This window comes from Nocardia terrae (assembly GCF_009760405.1).
Lineage (GTDB): Bacteria > Actinomycetota > Actinomycetes > Mycobacteriales > Mycobacteriaceae > Nocardia > Nocardia terrae.
The window spans coordinates 278,188-295,728 of sequence record NZ_WRPP01000002.1; the positions used below are offsets into that span (position 1 = coordinate 278,188).

16 protein-coding genes are annotated in these 17,541 nt (G+C 68.9%); 11 read left to right on the forward strand and 5 right to left on the reverse strand.

Annotated elements, in window-relative coordinates; translation table 11 throughout:
* Positions 1-573 (forward strand): adenine phosphoribosyltransferase, encoded by a 573-nt coding sequence (locus tag GPX89_RS11080; RefSeq protein ID WP_157387423.1) that lies wholly within the window; start codon positions 1-3, stop codon positions 571-573.
* A gap of 1 nt (position 574) precedes the next feature.
* Here the strand turns inward: GPX89_RS11080 and GPX89_RS11085 are convergent, their stop codons facing one another.
* Positions 575-1,969, reverse strand: coding sequence for a lipase family protein (locus GPX89_RS11085; RefSeq protein WP_235947071.1), 1,395 nt, complete (start codon positions 1,967-1,969; stop codon positions 575-577).
* A gap of 193 nt (positions 1,970-2,162) precedes the next feature.
* Here GPX89_RS11085 and GPX89_RS45855 point away from each other — a divergent pair, with 193 nt between their 5' ends.
* Positions 2,163-3,353, forward strand: a complete 1,191-nt coding sequence (locus GPX89_RS45855) for a PucR family transcriptional regulator (protein WP_157387424.1) — start codon at positions 2,163-2,165, stop codon at positions 3,351-3,353.
* Positions 3,354-3,373: 20 nt separating this feature from the next.
* Here the strand turns inward: GPX89_RS45855 and GPX89_RS11095 are convergent, their stop codons facing one another.
* Positions 3,374-3,652 (reverse strand): hypothetical protein, encoded by a 279-nt coding sequence (locus GPX89_RS11095; protein WP_198347366.1) that lies wholly within the window; start codon positions 3,650-3,652, stop codon positions 3,374-3,376.
* A gap of 143 nt (positions 3,653-3,795) precedes the next feature.
* Here GPX89_RS11095 and GPX89_RS11100 point away from each other — a divergent pair, with 143 nt between their 5' ends.
* The 5 genes from GPX89_RS11100 to GPX89_RS11120 all read left to right on the forward strand — a co-directional run bounded on the left by GPX89_RS11100 (position 3,796) and on the right by GPX89_RS11120 (position 11,863).
* Entirely contained in the window at positions 3,796-5,781 is a 1,986-nt protein-coding gene (locus GPX89_RS11100) for a peptidoglycan DD-metalloendopeptidase family protein (RefSeq protein WP_328601712.1), read from the forward strand.
* A gap of 44 nt (positions 5,782-5,825) precedes the next feature.
* Entirely contained in the window at positions 5,826-6,305 is a 480-nt protein-coding gene (locus GPX89_RS11105) for an RrF2 family transcriptional regulator (protein WP_157387426.1), read from the forward strand.
* A gap of 64 nt (positions 6,306-6,369) precedes the next feature.
* Positions 6,370-7,575, forward strand: coding sequence for an MFS transporter (locus tag GPX89_RS11110; RefSeq protein WP_157387427.1), 1,206 nt, complete (start codon positions 6,370-6,372; stop codon positions 7,573-7,575).
* A 162-nt stretch (positions 7,576-7,737) separates the two neighbouring features.
* Positions 7,738-9,336 carry an ABC-F family ATP-binding cassette domain-containing protein gene (locus tag GPX89_RS11115; RefSeq protein ID WP_157387428.1) on the forward strand — a complete coding sequence of 533 codons (1,599 nt, stop codon included), beginning with the start codon at positions 7,738-7,740 and terminating at the stop codon, positions 9,334-9,336.
* Positions 9,337-9,487: 151 nt separating this feature from the next.
* Entirely contained in the window at positions 9,488-11,863 is a 2,376-nt protein-coding gene (locus GPX89_RS11120; RefSeq protein WP_157387429.1) for a RelA/SpoT family protein, read from the forward strand.
* Here the strand turns inward: GPX89_RS11120 and GPX89_RS11125 are convergent.
* Positions 11,860-12,204 (reverse strand): hypothetical protein, encoded by a 345-nt coding sequence (locus tag GPX89_RS11125; protein ID WP_157387430.1) that lies wholly within the window; start codon positions 12,202-12,204, stop codon positions 11,860-11,862. The two genes, GPX89_RS11120 and GPX89_RS11125, sit on opposite strands and share 4 nt — an antisense overlap.
* Positions 12,205-12,300: 96 nt before the next feature.
* On the opposite strand from GPX89_RS11125, the gene GPX89_RS11130 reads away from it, so the two are divergent.
* From GPX89_RS11130 to GPX89_RS11140, 3 genes are all read left to right on the forward strand, one after another.
* Positions 12,301-13,188 (forward strand): patatin-like phospholipase family protein, encoded by an 888-nt coding sequence (locus tag GPX89_RS11130; RefSeq protein WP_157387431.1) that lies wholly within the window; start codon positions 12,301-12,303, stop codon positions 13,186-13,188.
* A 57-nt stretch (positions 13,189-13,245) separates the two neighbouring features.
* Positions 13,246-13,554 (forward strand): pyrimidine/purine nucleoside phosphorylase, encoded by a 309-nt coding sequence (gene ppnP, locus GPX89_RS11135; RefSeq protein WP_157387432.1) that lies wholly within the window; start codon positions 13,246-13,248, stop codon positions 13,552-13,554.
* 81 nt (positions 13,555-13,635) lie between these two features.
* A complete protein-coding gene (locus GPX89_RS11140; protein WP_157387433.1) occupies positions 13,636-14,508 on the forward strand; it encodes an LLM class flavin-dependent oxidoreductase in 873 nt (290 codons plus the stop codon).
* Between the two features lies 1 nt (position 14,509).
* On the opposite strand, the gene GPX89_RS11145 is transcribed toward GPX89_RS11140, so the two are convergent.
* Positions 14,510-15,658 (reverse strand): epoxide hydrolase family protein, encoded by a 1,149-nt coding sequence (locus tag GPX89_RS11145; protein ID WP_157387434.1) that lies wholly within the window; start codon positions 15,656-15,658, stop codon positions 14,510-14,512.
* A gap of 61 nt (positions 15,659-15,719) precedes the next feature.
* On the opposite strand from GPX89_RS11145, the gene GPX89_RS11150 reads away from it, so the two are divergent.
* Positions 15,720-16,664 (forward strand): helix-turn-helix transcriptional regulator, encoded by a 945-nt coding sequence (locus GPX89_RS11150; RefSeq protein WP_157387435.1) that lies wholly within the window; start codon positions 15,720-15,722, stop codon positions 16,662-16,664.
* On the opposite strand, the gene GPX89_RS11155 is transcribed toward GPX89_RS11150, so the two are convergent.
* Positions 16,594-17,529 carry an oxygenase MpaB family protein gene (locus GPX89_RS11155; RefSeq protein WP_157387436.1) on the reverse strand — a complete coding sequence of 312 codons (936 nt, stop codon included), beginning with the start codon at positions 17,527-17,529 and terminating at the stop codon, positions 16,594-16,596. The genes GPX89_RS11150 and GPX89_RS11155 overlap by 71 nt on opposite strands.
* Positions 17,530-17,541 lie beyond the last annotated feature (12 nt).

Below are 17,541 nucleotides of genomic sequence, written 5' to 3' on the forward strand. Positions count from 1 at the left end.
ATGAGCAAGCACGAGATGTTGGAGACAGCCGAAGTGGTGGGAGAACGGGCCGCCAAGGCCGAGGCCGCGGTTCAGCGGTTGACCCGCTGGCATGACGACTTCCCGACCCCGGGAGTGCGCTTCGCCGACCTCACGCCGGTGTTCGCCGACTCCGAGGGCTTCCGCTCGGTGCTGGACTGCTTCGCCGCCTGCGCCCCGGACGCCGATCTGGTGGCGGGCGTGGACGCGCGCGGCTTCCTGCTGGGCGCGGGCGTCGCGGCCATCCTCGGCACCGGCGTCATCGCGGTGCGCAAGGCCGGCAAGCTGCCGCCGCCGGTTCTTTCGCGGGAATACACCCTCGAATACGGTTCTGCCGCTTTGGAAATCCCCGCGGATGGTATCGATCTCGCCGGCCGCAGGGTGCTGCTGCTCGACGACGTGCTGGCCACCGGCGGCACGCTGGCCGCGGCCGCGGAGCTGTTCACCGCCGCCGGGGCCGAGGTGGCCGCGGCGGCGGTGGTGCTGGAACTGGGCTTCCTCGAAGGCCGTGAGCGCCAGGGGAATTACCCGGTGACCTCGATCGTGAAGCTCTGAGCTACTTGTTCGCGCCGATGGCCTGACCGATCAGGGCCTGCACGGCGGTCGGGAGGATCTCCCCGAGGGTCTGCCAGAAACGCGGTTCGGCCATGACGAAGGTCGGACTGCTGATGGTGCAGCCCTCGGGGGCGGTCACGCCGTCGAGACGATCGCGCAGCCAGTGGAAGGCGCCGGGCAGCTGCCCGGCGACCCCGGAGATGTGCTCGGCGAGCAGTTCCCGGTCGTAGACGACGCTGGGCGCGCCTTCGGCGCAGTACTTGTCGACCAGGCGGTCCACGCCCGCGTTCGGCAGGATCTCGTCGTATTGGGCGTGATAGATGTACACCGGCATGGACGGGGTGCGCCGGCCGAGGGAGTTCTCGGCGATGAAGCGCCGCACGGCGGGAGCGGCCAGCGGGTCGCCCTTGTAGCTGAGCGCTCCCAGGTAGTCGTAGAACGGCACCAGCGCCGTGCCCTCCGGATGGCACAGCAGTTGCTTGGAGGCGAGCAGCACCTGCGCTACCGGGTCGACGACGTTGTCCCGCAACATGTCCCGGACCTCGGGGTATTCGCCCGCGATCCCTGCGAAGACACCCATGATCAGGCCGGAGTAGAGGCCGCGGTTGTTGTGCCGCATGGCCTCGGGGTAGTCGGCGGCCGCGAGACCGCCCGCCGCGACGCCGACGATATTCAGTTCCGGCGCATAGTCTTTCGCGATCTCCGCGGCGAAGGACGAGGGCACGGTGCCGCCGGAGTAGCCCCACAGCGCTGCCGGGGTGCCCGCGCCGGAAAGCTGTGCGGGGGAGAAGCTTTCGGCGGCGCGGAGGCCGTCGAGGGTGGCCTGGGCATTGAGTTCGGAGGTGCCGTAGGAGGAATGCGGTCCCTCGTAGTCGGGTATCACCACCGTCCAGCCCTGGCCGACGCCCGCGGCGATGGGGATCATCGTCTCGGCGGCGTTGACGTAGTCGATGGGCAGTCCGCCGGACTGGATCACGTAGCTGGGCGCGCAGTACTGGGCGGCGCTGTCCTCGGCGATCTGATACGACAACAGTTTCCGGCCGCCCTCCGGTGCCGGGCCGCGCGGCACCAGGACCGTGGTGACCGTCGCGATGGCCTCGCCGAAGCTGTCGGTGGTGCGGTAGGACAGCTGCCAGGCATCGATGTTCAACTGCACCAGGCCGAAGAACGCCGGGTTGATGCGCCGCGCGCGCAGGATCTCGCCGGGCCGGGCCGCGGCGACCTGGCCCGCCGGGGGTGCGTAGAAGTTGTCGACCTCGGGCGGCAGGGTGATGGCCGCGGGCGGTTCCACGGCGATGTCTTCGCTCGGCTCGGCGTAGGCCGTGGCGTGGGTCGCCATCAGCAGTCCGGCGGCCGCGCCCGCGGCGAACAGTCGTCCCCATCCTTGACCGGTCATCGAATCTCTTTCGTAGCCACGACAATGTGGGCTAAACCGTCTCAGACATAGGGGGTCGCGGTCTGTGTGCGCGGACTCAGGGTTGAGCGGCCGAATTTGTTCGGATGACAGGATCCGCGACGGGTTCGCGGCTATTCGCCCTGTTGTAGTCATTCGCGGTGCGAACGGGTTCGGTCGTGGCCACAATGTGCCCGTGAGTACCGCACCCGATGATCCCGTCCCCGTGTCGGACTTCCTGGCCGCGCATCTGCCCGAGGCCGCCCGCGAGATGATGGCGGCGGTCGTGCGCAGCGTCCCCGACTATGAACAGCTGCCGCGCGAGCTGATCGAACAGGATCTGATCCATCGGGCCGAGGACAATCTGCGGCTGTTCGTGCGGCTGCTGGGCGAGGGTCGCGAACCGCGGCCCGCGGATCTGGACGGGATGATCGATGTCGCCGTGCGCCGGGCGCGCGAGGGCATTCCGCTCGACGCGGTGCTGTCGGTGTATCACCAGGGCGCGCTGGCGGCGTGGAATTTCATGGCGGCACAGGCGAATACGAGCGCCGAGCGGGAGGAGTTGTTGCGGGCGGTGCCGCAGTTGTTGCGGTATCTGGGCATCGTGATTCCCGGCGTGGCCGGGTCGTATCTGCACGAGCGGCAGGATCTGCACTGGGAACAGCGCGAGGCCAAACGCACGCTGGCGCAGGCGTTGTTGCAGGGCAAACCGGCCGAATTGCTGGCCGAGCGGTTCGGGATCGTGCTGGGCGGCTATCACGTGGTGGCGCTGCGCACCGCCGACGCGGCCGCCACGGTGGACGGGGTGCGGCCCGCCATGCGGGTGATCCACCGGGAGATCGACGCGCTCTCGCCCGCGGCGCTGACGGTGCTGGATCGAGCCGGAGGCTGGGTGCTGGTGCCGGTGGGCGAACCGGTCGCCCGGCTCGATGCCGCCGTGACCCGGATCGCGGCCGCCGCGGGTGGCCGGGTGATAGCTGGAACGGCCACCGCGGCAGCGGTTTCGGAGATACCGCTGCGGGCCGAGGAGGCGGGGGAGATCGCGCGCCTGGCACTCGGACTAGGTCGACCGACCGGTGTGTACCGCATGGCCGACCTCGCCCTGCAATACCAGTTCGCGCGTCCCGGACCCGCCCGCGCCTGGCTGCTCGGCCTGCTCGCCCCGCTGACCGAGCACCAGCACCTGATGGAAGCCCTGCGCGCCTATCTGGCCCACGACCACAATCGGGTCGCGGCCGCGGAGTCCCTGGTGGTGCACCGTAATACGCTGAACTATCGCCTGAACCGCATCGCCGCCCTGACCGGCTACGATCCCGGCCGCTCCGAGCACACGCCGCTGTTCGCCGCGGCGCTCACCGCGTTCGATCTGGCCGCCGCCGAGCTCTAGCGGGCAACGGCGCCCGCCCGCTAGCGGGCAACGACCCGGGCGATGAAGCCGGTCACGATCAGCCAGAACACCGCCGCCAGGCCGTAATTCAGAATGATGTCGAAATTCGGGCTGCCGGTGTGGAACAGCCCGGGGAAGAACAGAGCCAGTGGTTCGGCGAGCCCCTTGATGAAGAGGAAGAACTTGTTGGACTGATCCGCGTTGAGGATCAGCATCAGGATGTACACGCCCTCGATGAGGGCGAACAGCGCGCCGACGCCGCTGATGATGCGAGCGGCGTGGACTTCATTGCGGGCCACGTACGGCATAGGGGAGGGATGCCCGTTGTATGCCCTTTAAAACGGCTGGAACATTTGAAACGGCGTGTGCTGGTCCGTGAAACGGCGTGTCCGCCATGACATGATGTCCGGGTGATCACCGCGGCGGCCGGAAGCTTGCGGGCGTGAAGCCCAAACACATCGTCGGTGGGGTAGCCGGCCTCGTCCTCGCGCTGATGACCCTCGTACTGGTCGTCATTCTTCCCTCCACCGAGACCAGTTGCGGCCCGGGCACACCCAGCCTGCCGAACGCCACCTCGGCCCGCACCGAACCCAACTGCCCGTCCACCGGATCGCCGGTCGAGGCGGGGCTGCAGGAGGGCGCGCAGCGGGTGCTGCGCTGCACGGTGGCGCACTTCGGAATGATGGACATGCGCGGCGTCGTCGACGACGCGTCGCTGCCGGACCTGAAGGCCGGGCGCGCCGTGGAATTCATCGTCGGGTCGGACTCGGGCAAGGGCGATGCGATCGTGTCGTTCCTGCAGGAGAACGCCGCCGCCTTCCGCGTCGACTATCTGATCTGGAAGCAGCGCAGCTGGACTCCCGGTGCGGCGGGCGGCACCGAGTGGAAGCCCCTCGACGATCGCGGCGACGTGGCCAAGAACCATTTGGACCGCGTGCAGGTCACCATCAAGTCCGAGGCGACCGCCTCCGCTGTGCCCTCGGCGGTCGACGCCTCCATGGCGGCCATGCCGGGCACGGTGAACGAGGCGGGCAGTCTGACCGGAGCCGGACGGCATCAATATCCGCTGGCCGCAGGGGCGTTCACGGTGAGCGACGTGTTCGGGGCGCGCGGCGGTACGCACATGGGCGTCGACTTGGCGGCACCGGCGGGCACGCCCATCTACGCGGCCGCCGACGGTCTCGTGGTGGCCTCGGGCGCGGCTTCCGGCTTCGGCGACTGGGTGGTCATCGATTCCCTCGACGAGAGCGGCCATCGGTATTCGACGGTGTACGGCCACATGTACGAGAACGGCATCTTCGTGCACACCGGCGAAATCGTGCAGATGGGGCAGCACATCGCCGATGTGGGCAGCAATGGTGAATCCTCCGGGCCGCACCTGCATTTCGAGCTCGTACCGGGCGGACGGTTGACGGGCGGGCATCAGGTCGATCCCATGCCCTGGCTGGCGGGTGGATCGGTTCCCGCGCCGAGCGGCAGCGCACCGTACTGCGAGAACGGATTCGGTACCGCGGGCGGCAATCTCGCCTCCGGCAAGGTGCCGCCCGATCTCGAGATCTGGTATCGGCGGGCCGGGTCGCTGTGTCCCGAGATCAGCGCCTCGCTGCTGGCCGCGCAGGGTCAGGCGGAATCCGGCTTCCGGACCGATGCCGTCTCCCCGGACGGCGCGCAGGGCATCGCCCAGTTCATGCCCGGCACGGCCAAGGCCCTGGCCCCCGACGGGCAGCCCTACGTCATCGACGCGGACGGCAAAGGCTATGCCAGCGTGCTGGATCCGGCCGACGCGATCATCGGGCAGGGCCGCTACATGTGCGCCATCGCCAAGACCATCGAGGGCTGGATGAACGAGGGCAAGGTCTCCGGCGACCTGACCGCCCTCACCATCGCCGCCTACAACGCGGGTGAGGGCGCGGTGCTGGCCTCGGGCGGCATGCCCAATCAGATCGCGCGGCACTTCACCGAGACCCGGCCCTACGTCGCGCGGATCCTGGCCGCGGAACCGGGCTTCCGCAGCCTCGGCAGTGAGGGCCGATTCCAGGCCGACCAGAACTCCGACCTCGGACCGCAGATCGTGGCGGCCGGACAGCAGTGGCTCGGCACGCCTTACGTTTTCGGCGGCGGCGGTCCCGGTGGGCCGAGCGACGGCGGATTCGATGAGGCGGGCTTCACCGCGGCGGCGGTCTTCGCCGCCAGCGGGAGCACCATCAGCCTGCCGCGCACCGCGGAGCAGCAGTGGGAACAGGGCACCGATGTTCCGTTGATCAATGCCAAGGCCGGTGATCTGGTGTTCGGGTCCTTCGGTCCGCGCGGGCCCTCCGATGTCGGCATCTACACCGGCAGCGGTCGCATGCTGCACGCCGAATCCGGTGGCAAGGTCGCCGAGGTTCCGCTGTCGAACGGGATGAAGGCGCGCCGCATCAGCCGCTGAATCGGGGTTGGCCCGGGTATTCGGGACATGTACTATCCCTATTCATGTTGATGGGTGAAGGCGTCGAGTGGGGACTGCACTGCTGCCTGGTGTTGGCCTGGCTCGATGAGCACGCGCCCATCGCCACCGCTCGCCTGGCCGAGATGTACGAGCTGCCGCCGGAGTATCTGAAGAAGCGCCTGCAGCCGCTGGTGCGCGAGGGCATCCTCGAGTCCGTACCCGGCGCGCGCGGCGGCTATCGGCTCGGCCGCGCGCCCGAGCGCATCACGTTCATGGATGTGGTCGCCGCGATCGAGGGCCGCACCGGCGCGTTCCGCTGCACCGAGATCCGCAAACGCGGGGCCGGTGCGGCGGCGGCCGAGACCGAATTCGGCAAGGTGTGCGGTATCGCGAAGGTCATGGGTCGCGCGGATCTCGCCTGGCGGCGCGAGCTGGCGGGGGAGACCATCGCCGACCTGGTGGCCGACACCTCCGACAAGGCCGCCCAGCGCGCCCGGGACTTCTTCGAGCGTGTGAACGGCTGAACGACAGCGGTATTCGAGAAACCTACCCGGCCGTGCGGCCGGGTTTTTTGGAAGGAGATTCGGGATGGGAAATATCCCGATTGCTATCCGGTCGGCCGAGGCGTCGACCATCGACGCGCCGAACGGCTTGCGGCGCACACTGATTCTGGCGCTGGGGACCTTCGCCGTCGGCACCGATTCGTTCATCCTGGCCGGGTTCCTGCCCGATCTGGCCGAGTCGTCGAAGGTTTCGACCGCCACGGCCGGACTGGCGGTGACCGTGTTCGCCGGGGCGTACGCGCTCGGGTCGCCGGTGCTGGCGACGCTGACCGCGCGACTGCCGCGCCGGACCCTGCTGGTGACGGCGCTGCTGGTGCTGGCGCTCGCCAACCTGGGGTCGGCGCTGGCCCCGGCCTTCTGGGCGCTGCTGGCCGCGCGGATCGTGGCCGCGCTGGGCGCGGCGGCGTTCACGCCCAATGCGGGCGCGGCCGCCTCGGCGCTGGTCCGGCCCGAGGCGCGGGCGCGGGCGCTGGCGGTCGTGGTCGGCGGGCTGACCATCGCGACCGCGCTGGGCGTGCCGTTGGGTGATCTGCTGGGCCAGTGGCTGGGCTGGCGATCCGCGCTGACCGGCGTCGCGATCGTCTGCCTGCTGGCCGCGGCGGGCGTGGCGGCCTGGGTGCCCCCGCTGCCCGGCAATCCCTATGTGCCCCTGGGCACTCGGCTCGCGGTCCTGCGCAACCGCTCGGTCGCGACGGTGCTGCCGCTGACCGTGCTGGGAATGGGGGCCGCCTACACCGTCTACGCCTACGCCGTTCCGGCCTTGGGCGCGTTGGGAATCGGCGCGTCCTCGACCGCCTGGGTGCTGATGCTGTACGGAGTCGGGGCGGTCGCGGGCAACCTGTCGTCGGGCTTCGCGACCGATCGCTGGGGAGCCGCGCGGGTGCTGACCGCCGGATACATCGTCATGGCGGGCTCGCTGGGTGTGCTGGGCGCGCTGGCCGCCACCGACACGCGAGTGCCCGCCCTGGTCGGCGTGCTGGCCCTGGGCTGGGGCGCGGCCAGTTGGTGCCAGACCCCGCCGCAGCAGCATCGGCTCATCGCCGCCGCGCCGCAGGAATCGGGCCTGGTCGTCGCGCTGAACGCCTCGTGCATCTACTTCGGCATCGGGGCCGGATCGCTGCTGGGCGGCGCGACCATCGGCCACGGCGTCGCGGCCATGTACGCCTTGGCCGCGGTCCTGGCGGTGGTGGCGCTGTGCTACCTGCGGCTGACCTCCGCGTCCGCCCGCTGAGATCCGGCTCACGAAATATCTTCTTGCCCTGCGGGGTTGATCACGGTTACTGTAGTCGAGTTCTTTTCCCGTCCGATCGGAGACATGCACGTTGATCTTCTGAAGTGATCGCCGAGTGGCCCGCAACCGCGCGCCGCATTCGCTCACTTTCGGGAGGTACGCATGTCTATGCCTGTTATTTCCATTTCCGATCTCACCTTCGCGTGGCCCGATGGCACGCCGGTGTTCGACGGTCTCGACGCACAGCTCGGTCCGGGTCATATCGGCCTGGTCGGGAGCAACGGCGCCGGTAAATCGACCCTGTTTCGGCTGGTCACCGGGGAATTGCGCGCTTCGCGCGGCTCGGTGAGCGTGCCGGGGCGGTTCGGGTACCTGCGGCAGGATCTCGGGCTGGCCACCGGGCAGCGCGTGGATGAAGTGCTCGGGCTGGCCGGGATTCGGAAAGCCTTGCACCGCATCGAATCCGGGACGGGTAGTGAAGCCGACTTCGAGATCGTGGGCAGCGCCTGGGATATCGAGGAACGAGCGGTGGCGCTGCTGGGGCGGCTCGGATTGCATTACATCGCAAGCGATGTCGCGCAGTTGGATCGTCGGCTGGATACATTGTCCGGCGGCGAGACGGTGCTGCTCGGTCTGGTGGCCGAGCTGCTGCGTGAGCCCGACGTGCTGCTGCTCGACGAGCCGACCAACAATCTCGATCAGGTGGCGCGCGAGCGCCTCTATGAGGTTGTCGCGCAGTTCTCCGGCACCGTGCTGACCGTCAGCCACGACCGCGAGCTGCTCGATCGCGTGGACACCGTCGCCGAGTTGCGGCAGGGCGAGATCCGTTTGTTCGGCGGCAATTTCACCGAATACGAGCGGATCATCGAGGCCGAGCAGGAGGCCGCCCGGGCGGCGGTGCGCGACGCCCGCAGCGATATGCGCAAGCAGTCGCGGGAACTGGTCGAGGCGCGGATCAAACTCGATCGGCGGCTGCGCTACGGGCAGAAGATGTGGGATCAGAAACGTGAACCCAAGATCGTCATGGCCGAGCGCAAGCGGCAGGCGCAGGTGTCGGCGGGCAAGCTGCGCAACAACCACATCGGCAAGGTCGAGGAGGCCAGGGATCATCTCAGCGATATGCAGGAGCGGCTGCGCGACGATCGCGAGATCCGCGTCGACCTGCCCGCTACCCGGCTGTATCCGGGACAGGACGTGCTCGAGCTGAACGAGGTGCGGCTGGCCTGCGGGCCGACGGTGACGCTGAAAGTCAGCGGGCCCGAACGCATCGCGCTCACCGGGCGCAACGGCATCGGGAAAACGACGCTGCTGCACCGGATCCAGCAGGACGGCCCGCAGGTGCCGTGGCGCATGCTGCCGCAGCGGCTGGACGTTTTCGACGAGGAGAAGTCGGTCTTCGAGAATGTCGCGGCCACCGCGCCGCACGCCTCGGCCGAACGGATCCGGGCGCAGCTGGCCCGGTTCCTGTTCCGGGGTGGCGACGCGGACGTGCTCGCCGGGGCGCTCTCGGGCGGAGAGCGGTTGCGGGCGGCGCTGGCCATGCTGCTGCTGGCCGAGCCGGCGCCGAAGCTGCTGCTGCTCGACGAGCCGACCAACAACCTGGATCTGCCCAGCCTCGCGCATCTCACCGAGGCGCTGGCCGGCTTCCAGGGGGCGCTGATCGTGGTGAGCCACGACCCGCGTTTCCTCACCGATATCGGGGTGACCCGACGGCTGGAGCTGACCGGCGACGGGCTGGTGGAGTCTGCGGGTGAACAGTGAGCTGACCGGGTACAGTTCAACGCTCCGGGGCTGTTCCAACCGGCGGCGTGAGCTGTCCCGGTCGGTATCCGTTTCCAGGACTAAAGTGGATGATCTGGGTGGTTGAACGGTCCGATATGGTTTTCCGATCGAGGCCGCGAGCGGAGGTGGCATGACACAGCAAATGGAGCAGGCGAACTCGGGGCAAACGCCCGAGGGCGCTCGTGAATCGAACGTAGTCGCCACCCCGTCGGCCAATGGTCAGTCCGCCGCTCGCAGCACCACCGCCGTCCCCACCTCCGCCTCCCGTCGCGTCCGCGCGCGCCTGGCCCGCCGCATGACCGGGCAGCGCGGCATCGCCGCCGTCAAGCCGGTGCTCGAGCCCCTCGCCACCGTGCACCGCGAGCTGTACCCGAAGGCGAATCTCGCTCTGCTGCAACGGGCTTTCGACGTCGCCGACGAGAAGCACGCGCACCAGTTCCGCAAGTCCGGTGACCCCTACATCACCCATCCGCTCGCGGTCGCCAATATCCTGGCGGAGCTGGGCATGGACACCACCACGCTGGTGGCCGCGCTGCTGCACGACACCGTCGAGGACACCGGGTACTCCCTCGACGAGCTGACCGCCGAATTCGGCACCGAGGTCGCGCACCTGGTCGACGGCGTCACCAAGCTGGACAAGGTCAACCTGGGTGCGGCGGCCGAGGCCGAGACCATCCGCAAGATGATCATCGCCATGGCCCGCGACCCCCGCGTGCTGGTGATCAAGGTGGCCGACCGGCTGCACAACATGCGGACCATGCGCTTCCTGCCGCCGGAGAAGCAGGCCAAGAAGGCGCGCGAAACCCTCGAGGTGATCGCGCCGCTGGCCCACCGGCTCGGTATGGCGACCGTCAAGTGGGAGCTCGAGGACCTCGCGTTCGCGATCCTGCACCCCAAGAAGTACGACGAGATCGTGCGGCTGGTCGCCGACCGCGCGCCCTCGCGCGATACCTACCTGGCCAAGGTGCGCGCCGAGATCGTGAACACCCTGGCCGCCAGCCGGATCATCGCGGTCGTGGAAGGCCGTCCGAAGCACTACTGGTCGATCTATCAGAAGATGATCGTCAAGGGTAAGGACTTCGACGACATCCACGACCTGGTCGGCATCCGCATCCTCTGCGACGAGGTGCGCGACTGCTACGCGGCGGTCGGTGTCGTGCACTCGCTGTGGCAGCCCATGGCCGGGCGGTTCAAGGACTACATCGCCCAGCCGCGCTACGGCGTCTACCAGTCGCTGCACACCACCGTGGTCGGACCCGACGGCAAGCCCCTGGAAGTGCAGATCCGCACCCAGGACATGCACCGGACCGCCGAGTTCGGCATCGCCGCGCACTGGCGGTACAAGGAGACCAAGGGCAAGCACTCCCAGGACAACAACGAAGTCGACGACATGGCGTGGATGCGCCAGCTGCTCGACTGGCAGCGCGAGGCCGCGGACCCCGCGGAGTTCCTGGAGTCGTTGCGCTTCGACCTGAAGTCGCCGGAGATCTTCGTGTTCACCCCCAAGGGTGACGTGATCACGTTGCCGCAGAAGTCGACTCCCGTGGACTTCGCCTACGCGGTGCACACCGAGGTCGGGCACCGCTGCATCGGCGCGCGCGTCAACGGGCGACTGGTCGCGCTGGAACGGCAGCTGGAGAACGGTGAGGTCGTCGAGATCTTCACCTCCAAGGCGCAGAACGCCGGACCCTCGCGGGACTGGTCCAACTTCGTGGTGTCCCCGCGCGCCAAGGCCAAGATCCGGCAGTGGTTCGCCAAGGAACGCCGCGAGGAAGCGCTCGAGGCGGGCAAGGACGCGATCAGCAAGGAGGTCCGCCGCTCGGGCCTGCCGCTGCAGCGTCTGATGAGCGTCGACGCCATGAGCGCGCTCGCCCACGAGCTGCACTACACCGACATCTCCGCGCTGTACGCGGCCGTCGGCGAGAACCAGGTGTCGGCGCATCACGTGGTGCAGCGGCTCATGGCCCAGCTCGGCGGCGTCAGCGACGTCGAGAACGAACTGGCCGAGCGGTCCACGCCGTCCACGGTCCCGTCGCGGCAGCGCACGACCGGCGATGCGGGCGTGGAGATTCCGGGTGCGCCCGGCACGGTGTCCAAGCTCGCCAAGTGCTGCACCCCGGTGCCCGGCGACGAGATCATGGGCTTCGTGACCCGCGGCGGCGCGGTCAGCGTGCACCGCACCGACTGCACCAACGCGGATTCCCTGCGCGCCGAACCCGAACGCATCATCGAGGTCAAGTGGGCGCCGTCGCCGTCGTCGGTCTTCCTGGTCGCCATCCAGATCGAGGCGCTCGACCGGACGCGTCTGCTCTCGGACGTGACGAAGGTGCTCGCCGACGAGAAGGTCAACATCCTCTCGGCGGCGGTCACCACCTCCGGTGACCGGGTCGCCATCTCCAAGTTCACCTTCGAGATGGGCGACCCGAAGCACCTGGGTCACCTGCTCAACGTGGTCCGCAATGTGGAAGGCGTCTACGACGTCTACCGCGTGACCTCGGCGGCCTAGTCGGCGCGCAGCAGGGGCTGGGTCGAGCAGCGGAACGCGCCGCCGAAGAGGCGGGACACGGCGAAGTCGACATACTCGACGGCGATGCCGCGCGCTTCGAGTTCCTTGCCGACCCGGCCGAATTCCGGGTCGGTGACATAGGTTTCGGGGTTGATCGGCAGGCCGTTGGTGGCCATGGCGGCGGCCTCGTCCTCGGTGACCTCGATGCGGTCCCAGTCGCGCAGGCGGTGGGGGAGACCGTCGGCGTGTTCGCCAAGCACCCGGTCGTGGTCGAGCCGGCGTTCGACGAGTTCGAGCGCGGCTGCCAGCTGACCTTCGACGAGATGTCGCATCATGCTCATCGGCGGTGAACGACACGGCGGCGCGGCGGGGGAGGACGAGCACTAGCATTGGTTGCCGATGGATTGCTGAGTATCCGACGGTGACGGGAGGCCGACATGTCGGCGGGCAAGCGGGTCAGACTCGCCCTGGGCAGCGGCGGTGCCCGCGGGTACGCGCACATCGGGGTGATCGCCGAGCTCGAGGAGCGCGGCTACGAGATCGTCGGGGTAGCCGGATCGTCGATGGGGGCGCTGGTCGGCGGCCTGTTCGCGGCCGGGCGGCTGGACGAATTCACCTCCTGGGCAACCGCACTCGGGCAGTTCGAGGTGGCACGGCTGCTCGATCCGGCCTTCAGCGAGCCCGGGGTGATCCGGGCGGGCAAGGTACTAGACCGGATCCGGGAGATGCTCGGTGACCTGCGGATCGAGGATCTGCCGATCCCCTATGTGGCGGTCGCGACCGATATGACGGTCGGGCGCTCGGTCTGGTTCCGGTCGGGGGCGCTGGACGATGCGATCCGGGCGTCGATCTCGATCCCGGGCTTCATCACGCCGGTGCTCTCCGACGGCCACGTGCTGGTGGACGGGGGAGTCCTCGACCCGCTGCCGGTGGTGGCGACCATGACCTTCGGCCCCGCCGACCTGACCATCGGGGTGGACCTCTCGGGTGCGCCCGATCCGGCCTACGACCGGGCGCAGCCGCGGGCGAACTGGTTCACGCAGTGGTGGCGGGCGTCGGCGCAGCGGCGCGGACGGACACCGGTCGAGGAATCGGCGGAACCGCCCCTTCCGCTGAGCAGCGTGCGGGCCACCGACGTGGCGCAGCGGGCCATCGATCTCATGCTGGGGGCGATCACCCGTCAGCATCTGGCCGCCCACCCGCCGGACCTGGTGATCTCGGTGCCGCAGAACATGTGCGGCACCATGGATTTCCATCGCGCCGCCCCGATCATCGAACAGGGGCGGGCCCTGGCGAAGACCGCGCTGGACTCCCTGCCCGACTGACCGGTTCCCAGCGGCCCGAATGAATGGTTGCCAGCTGGTCGCAGGTAAGCTCGCCGCATGAAGTTCGAGAATGTCACCGTCACCAAGCGCGCCAACGTCTACTTCGATGGCAAGTGCGTCAGCCACAACATCGAACTGGCCGACGGCACCAGCAAGTCCGTCGGTGTCATCCTCCCCGCCACCCTGACCTTCAACACGGGCGCGCCGGAGATCATGGAGCTGCTCGAGGGCTCCTGCACTGTCACCCTCGCGGGCGAGTCCGAGGCCACCGCGTACAAGGGCGGCGAGTCCTTCTCCGTGCCGGGCGACTCCAGCTTCGTCATCGAGGTCATCGAGCCCGTCCACTACGTCTGCCACTTCGGCTGAGTTCCGATACCCTGCGGCCCGGTCCTCTCGAATGAGGCCGGGCCGCAGCCGTTTCCGCCACTCACGTGGTAGGCATGGGATATGACGACCCTGGGCGCGGTGTTCCGGCCGCAGAATCCACCGGAGCGGCTACGAGAGGTGGTGCGGGCCGCCGATGAGTCGGGGCTCGACGAATTGTGGCTGTGGGAGGACTGTTTCCTCGAAGGCGGGGTGTCCACGGCCGCCGCGGCGCTGGCCTGGAGCGAGCGGGTGCGGATCGGAGTCGGAGTGCTGCCGGTGCCGCTGCGCAATGTCGCGATCACCGCCATGGAAATCGCGACCCTGGAACGCATGTTCCCGGGGCGGGGGATCTGGGGTGTGGGGCACGGGGTTCAGGACTGGATGGGGCAGGTCGGGGCGCGAGCGGCCTCGCCGCTGACCTTGTTGCGCGAATACCTCGACGCGCTGCGCGGATTGCTGAACGGGCAGCGAATCACGGTGAAGGGCCGCTACATTCAGCTCGACGATGTCGCGCTGGACTGGCCGCCGGTGGCCGCGCCGCCGATCCTGGCCGCCGCGACCGGGCCGAAGACGCTGCGAGTGGTGGGGGAGTGTGCGGACGGGGTGATCCTCACCAATTCGACACCGGCCGACGGCATCCGCTCCGCCGCCGAGATCCTGCACGCCGCGCGGCCCGAAACGGTTGCGGCACAGCCCTTCCCGGTTGTGGTGTACCTGCTCGCCGCGACCGGTCCCGGTGCTGCCGAGCGGGTGGCGGCCGATCTGCGCGAGCAGGACCGCGACACCATTCCCGACCTGGGTGTCGCCGGTGACGCCCGCGTCATCGCCGACAAGGTGATGCACTGGGCGGAGGCCGGAGCGACCAGTGTGGTGCTCCAGCCCACTGCCGACGAGCCGGATCCGTCCGGCTTCGTGCGCTTCGTCGCCGAGCAGGTCCGGCCGTTGGTGCCCTGACCTAGCGCAGGTCGCGGAAGAACTCGCGGATGTCGCCGACCAGGATCTCGGGTTCCTCCATCGCCGCGAAGTGCCCGCCGCGATCCACGTCCACCCAGCGGGTGATGGTGTTGGACTGCTCGCAATAGCGGCGGATGCAGACGTCGTGGGCGAAGGCGATGACGGCGGTCGGGACACCGGAATTCACGCCCGGCACACCCCATTCCCCGGTGTGCGCGTAGCCGACGTAGGCCGCCGATCCGGCCGTGCCGGTCAGCCAGTAGAGCATGGCGGTGGTGAGCAGGCGATCGCGGTCGATGATCTTGTCGGGGACCACGTTTCGCGGGTGGGTCCACTCGCGGAACTTGTCCATGATCCAGGCCAGCTGTCCCACCGGGGAATCCACCAAGCCGTAGGCCAGCGTCTGCGGCCTGGTGGACTGGATCGCGATGTAGCCGAACTGTTCTCGCATGAAATCCGCGATCCGGCGCATGCGGTCGCGCTCCAGATCGGTCATCTCGTCGAGGTCGTCGACGGCCGACGGCGGCGGGAGGCTGGGGCCGCCGTTGACGTGGACGCCGATCACCCGCTCGGGTGCGTGGCGGGCGACCTCGGGACTCACCGCGCCGCCGATGTCACCGCCCTGCACGCCGTAACGCTCGTATCCCAGCCGGTTCATGAGTTCGGCCCAGACCCGGCCGATGCGCGCCCGGCTCCAGCCGGGTTCGCTCACCGGTCCGGAGAAGCCGAAACCCGGCAACGCGGGAATGACCAGATGGAAGGCGTCGGCCGGGTCGCCGCCGTGCGCGCCCGGATCGGTCAGCGGCCCGATGACATCCAGGAAGTCCGCGATCGAACCGGGCCAGCCGTGAGTCAGCAACAGCGGCACCGCATTCGGCTCGGCCGAGCGGATGTGCAGGAAGTGAATCCGCTGGCCCTCGATCTCGGTCAGGAACCCCGGGTAGCGGTTGAACTCGGCCTCGGCGGCCCGCCAGTCGTAGCCGGTGCGCCAGTACTCGACCAGCTCGCGCAGCCAGTGCACGGGGACGCCGGTGTCCCAGTCGTCGCCGGGCAGGGGTGCGGGCAGCCGGGCGGCGGTGAGGCGTGACCGCAGGTCATCGAGCTCGGCTTGCGGGATGTCGATGCGGAAGGGAGTGATCTGATCGCTCATGAGAACCACGGTATGAAGCGGCTAGGACAGCTACTGTCCTAGCTTGCGGGACAATCGAAGAATGTTGGAAACCTCGGCCCGGCTCCTGCGCCTGCTGTCGCTTTTGCAGACTCCCCGCGACTGGTCCGGCGCGGAGCTGGCCACACAGCTCGAGGTGGATGTGCGCACGGTGCGCCGCGATATCGACAAGCTGCGCACCCTCGGCTATCCCGTGCACGCCAGCGCGGGCGCGGCCGGGTACCGGCTGGGCGCGGGCGCGAAACTGCCGCCGCTGCTGCTCGACGACGAGGAGGCCATCGCGGTGGCCATGGGATTGCGGACCGCGGCCGGCGGCACCATCGCCGGGATCGAGGAGAGTTCGCTGCGCGCGCTGGGCAAGCTCGAGCAGGTGCTGCCCTCGCGGCTGCGGCATCGGGTGACCGCGTTGCAGGAGGCGACCGTGGCCGTGCCCGCGGGCGGTCCCCGGGTCGACCCGGACACCTTGACCGCCATCGCCGCCGCCATTCGCGACCGTCATCGGCTGCGCTTCGACTACCGCACTCACGAGGGCGAAACCTCCCGGCGCACAACCGAACCGCATCGCCTCGTGCACACCGGCCGCCGCTGGTATCTCACCGGCTGGGACGTCGACCGCGAGGATTGGCGCACCTACCGCGTGGATCGCCTCACCCCGCGCATCCCGACCGGCCCGCGCTTCACCCCGCGCGCGGCCCCCGACGCGGCCGAGTTCGTCTCGCACGGCGTGACCACCGCGCCCTACCGCTATCGGGCCCGGATCACCCTGCTGGCCTCCGCCGAGCGGGCCGCCGAGCGGATCGCGCCGACCGTGGGCGTGCTCGAGGCCGTCGACGCGGAAACCTGTGTGCTGCACACGGGTGCTGATTCTCTCGACGCGATCGCCTTCTACACGGCGGGTTTCGGTTTCGAGTTCCGTGTCATCGAGCCTGCGGAACTGGTTGCGCGCCTTCGGGAGCTGGCGGGGATGCTGGGGCGGGCGGCGGGCTGAGCGGCTCGTAGGCCGCCGGGTCGGTGCGGTACCTCTGCATCCCCGACCAGGATTCGGGAAGGTAGCGCAGGCGGCGCGGTGCGAGTTCCCAGGTGAGGCGCACCGCGCGGCGGAAGACCTCGAACGCGGCCTGATCCAGGCGCGTCCAGCGCCAGCCCAGCAGTTCCCGGGCCTCGGCGGGCATGGTGGCATTCGAGATCCAGACGCCGATCCCCATGACCGGGAACCGCGTCAGCCGCCACAGCGGTTCGGGAATGCCGGGCGGCGCGGGCACCTGCTGCCGATGTATGGCCGCGGCGAAGTCGGTGGTGGCATTGCGCCCCAGCACCTCTCGCCACATGTGCTCCCAATACCGCTCGTAGTTCTCGTGATCCCCGAACGCGGGCCGCTCGCTCATCCCGTACAGCCGCCACCAGCTCAACCCCTCGGCGATGAGCTGCCGCTTCTCGTCCTCGCCGAGCGGTGTCCCGAAGAATTCCTGGGTGGCGATGATGGATTCGTAGAACGTGACATGCGTCCACCAGAAGACTTCGGGATCGAGCGCGTGATACCGCTGCCCGTCGTCCGAGACCCCCTTGATCGGCTTGTGGAAGTCGCGCACGGTCGCCGCGTTCTCCACCGGCCGCGGCTCGTAGATCATGGCGTGAATCGGTTTGATGGACCGGTCGAACCGGTCCATGGGATCGCGGAAGAAGTTGGAATGCTCCTGCAGCGCGCGGTCCAGTACCGGATGCATGTTCTGCAGGGTCCCGGCCCTGCCCAGTATCAGCATCGACCGGATATCCCCGAAATGCTTCCAGGTCAACGACTTCGGTCCCAGCGGCGACGTGACGTCCCAACCGTCACCTTTGACGAATCGGCCCATTCCGCCGAACTC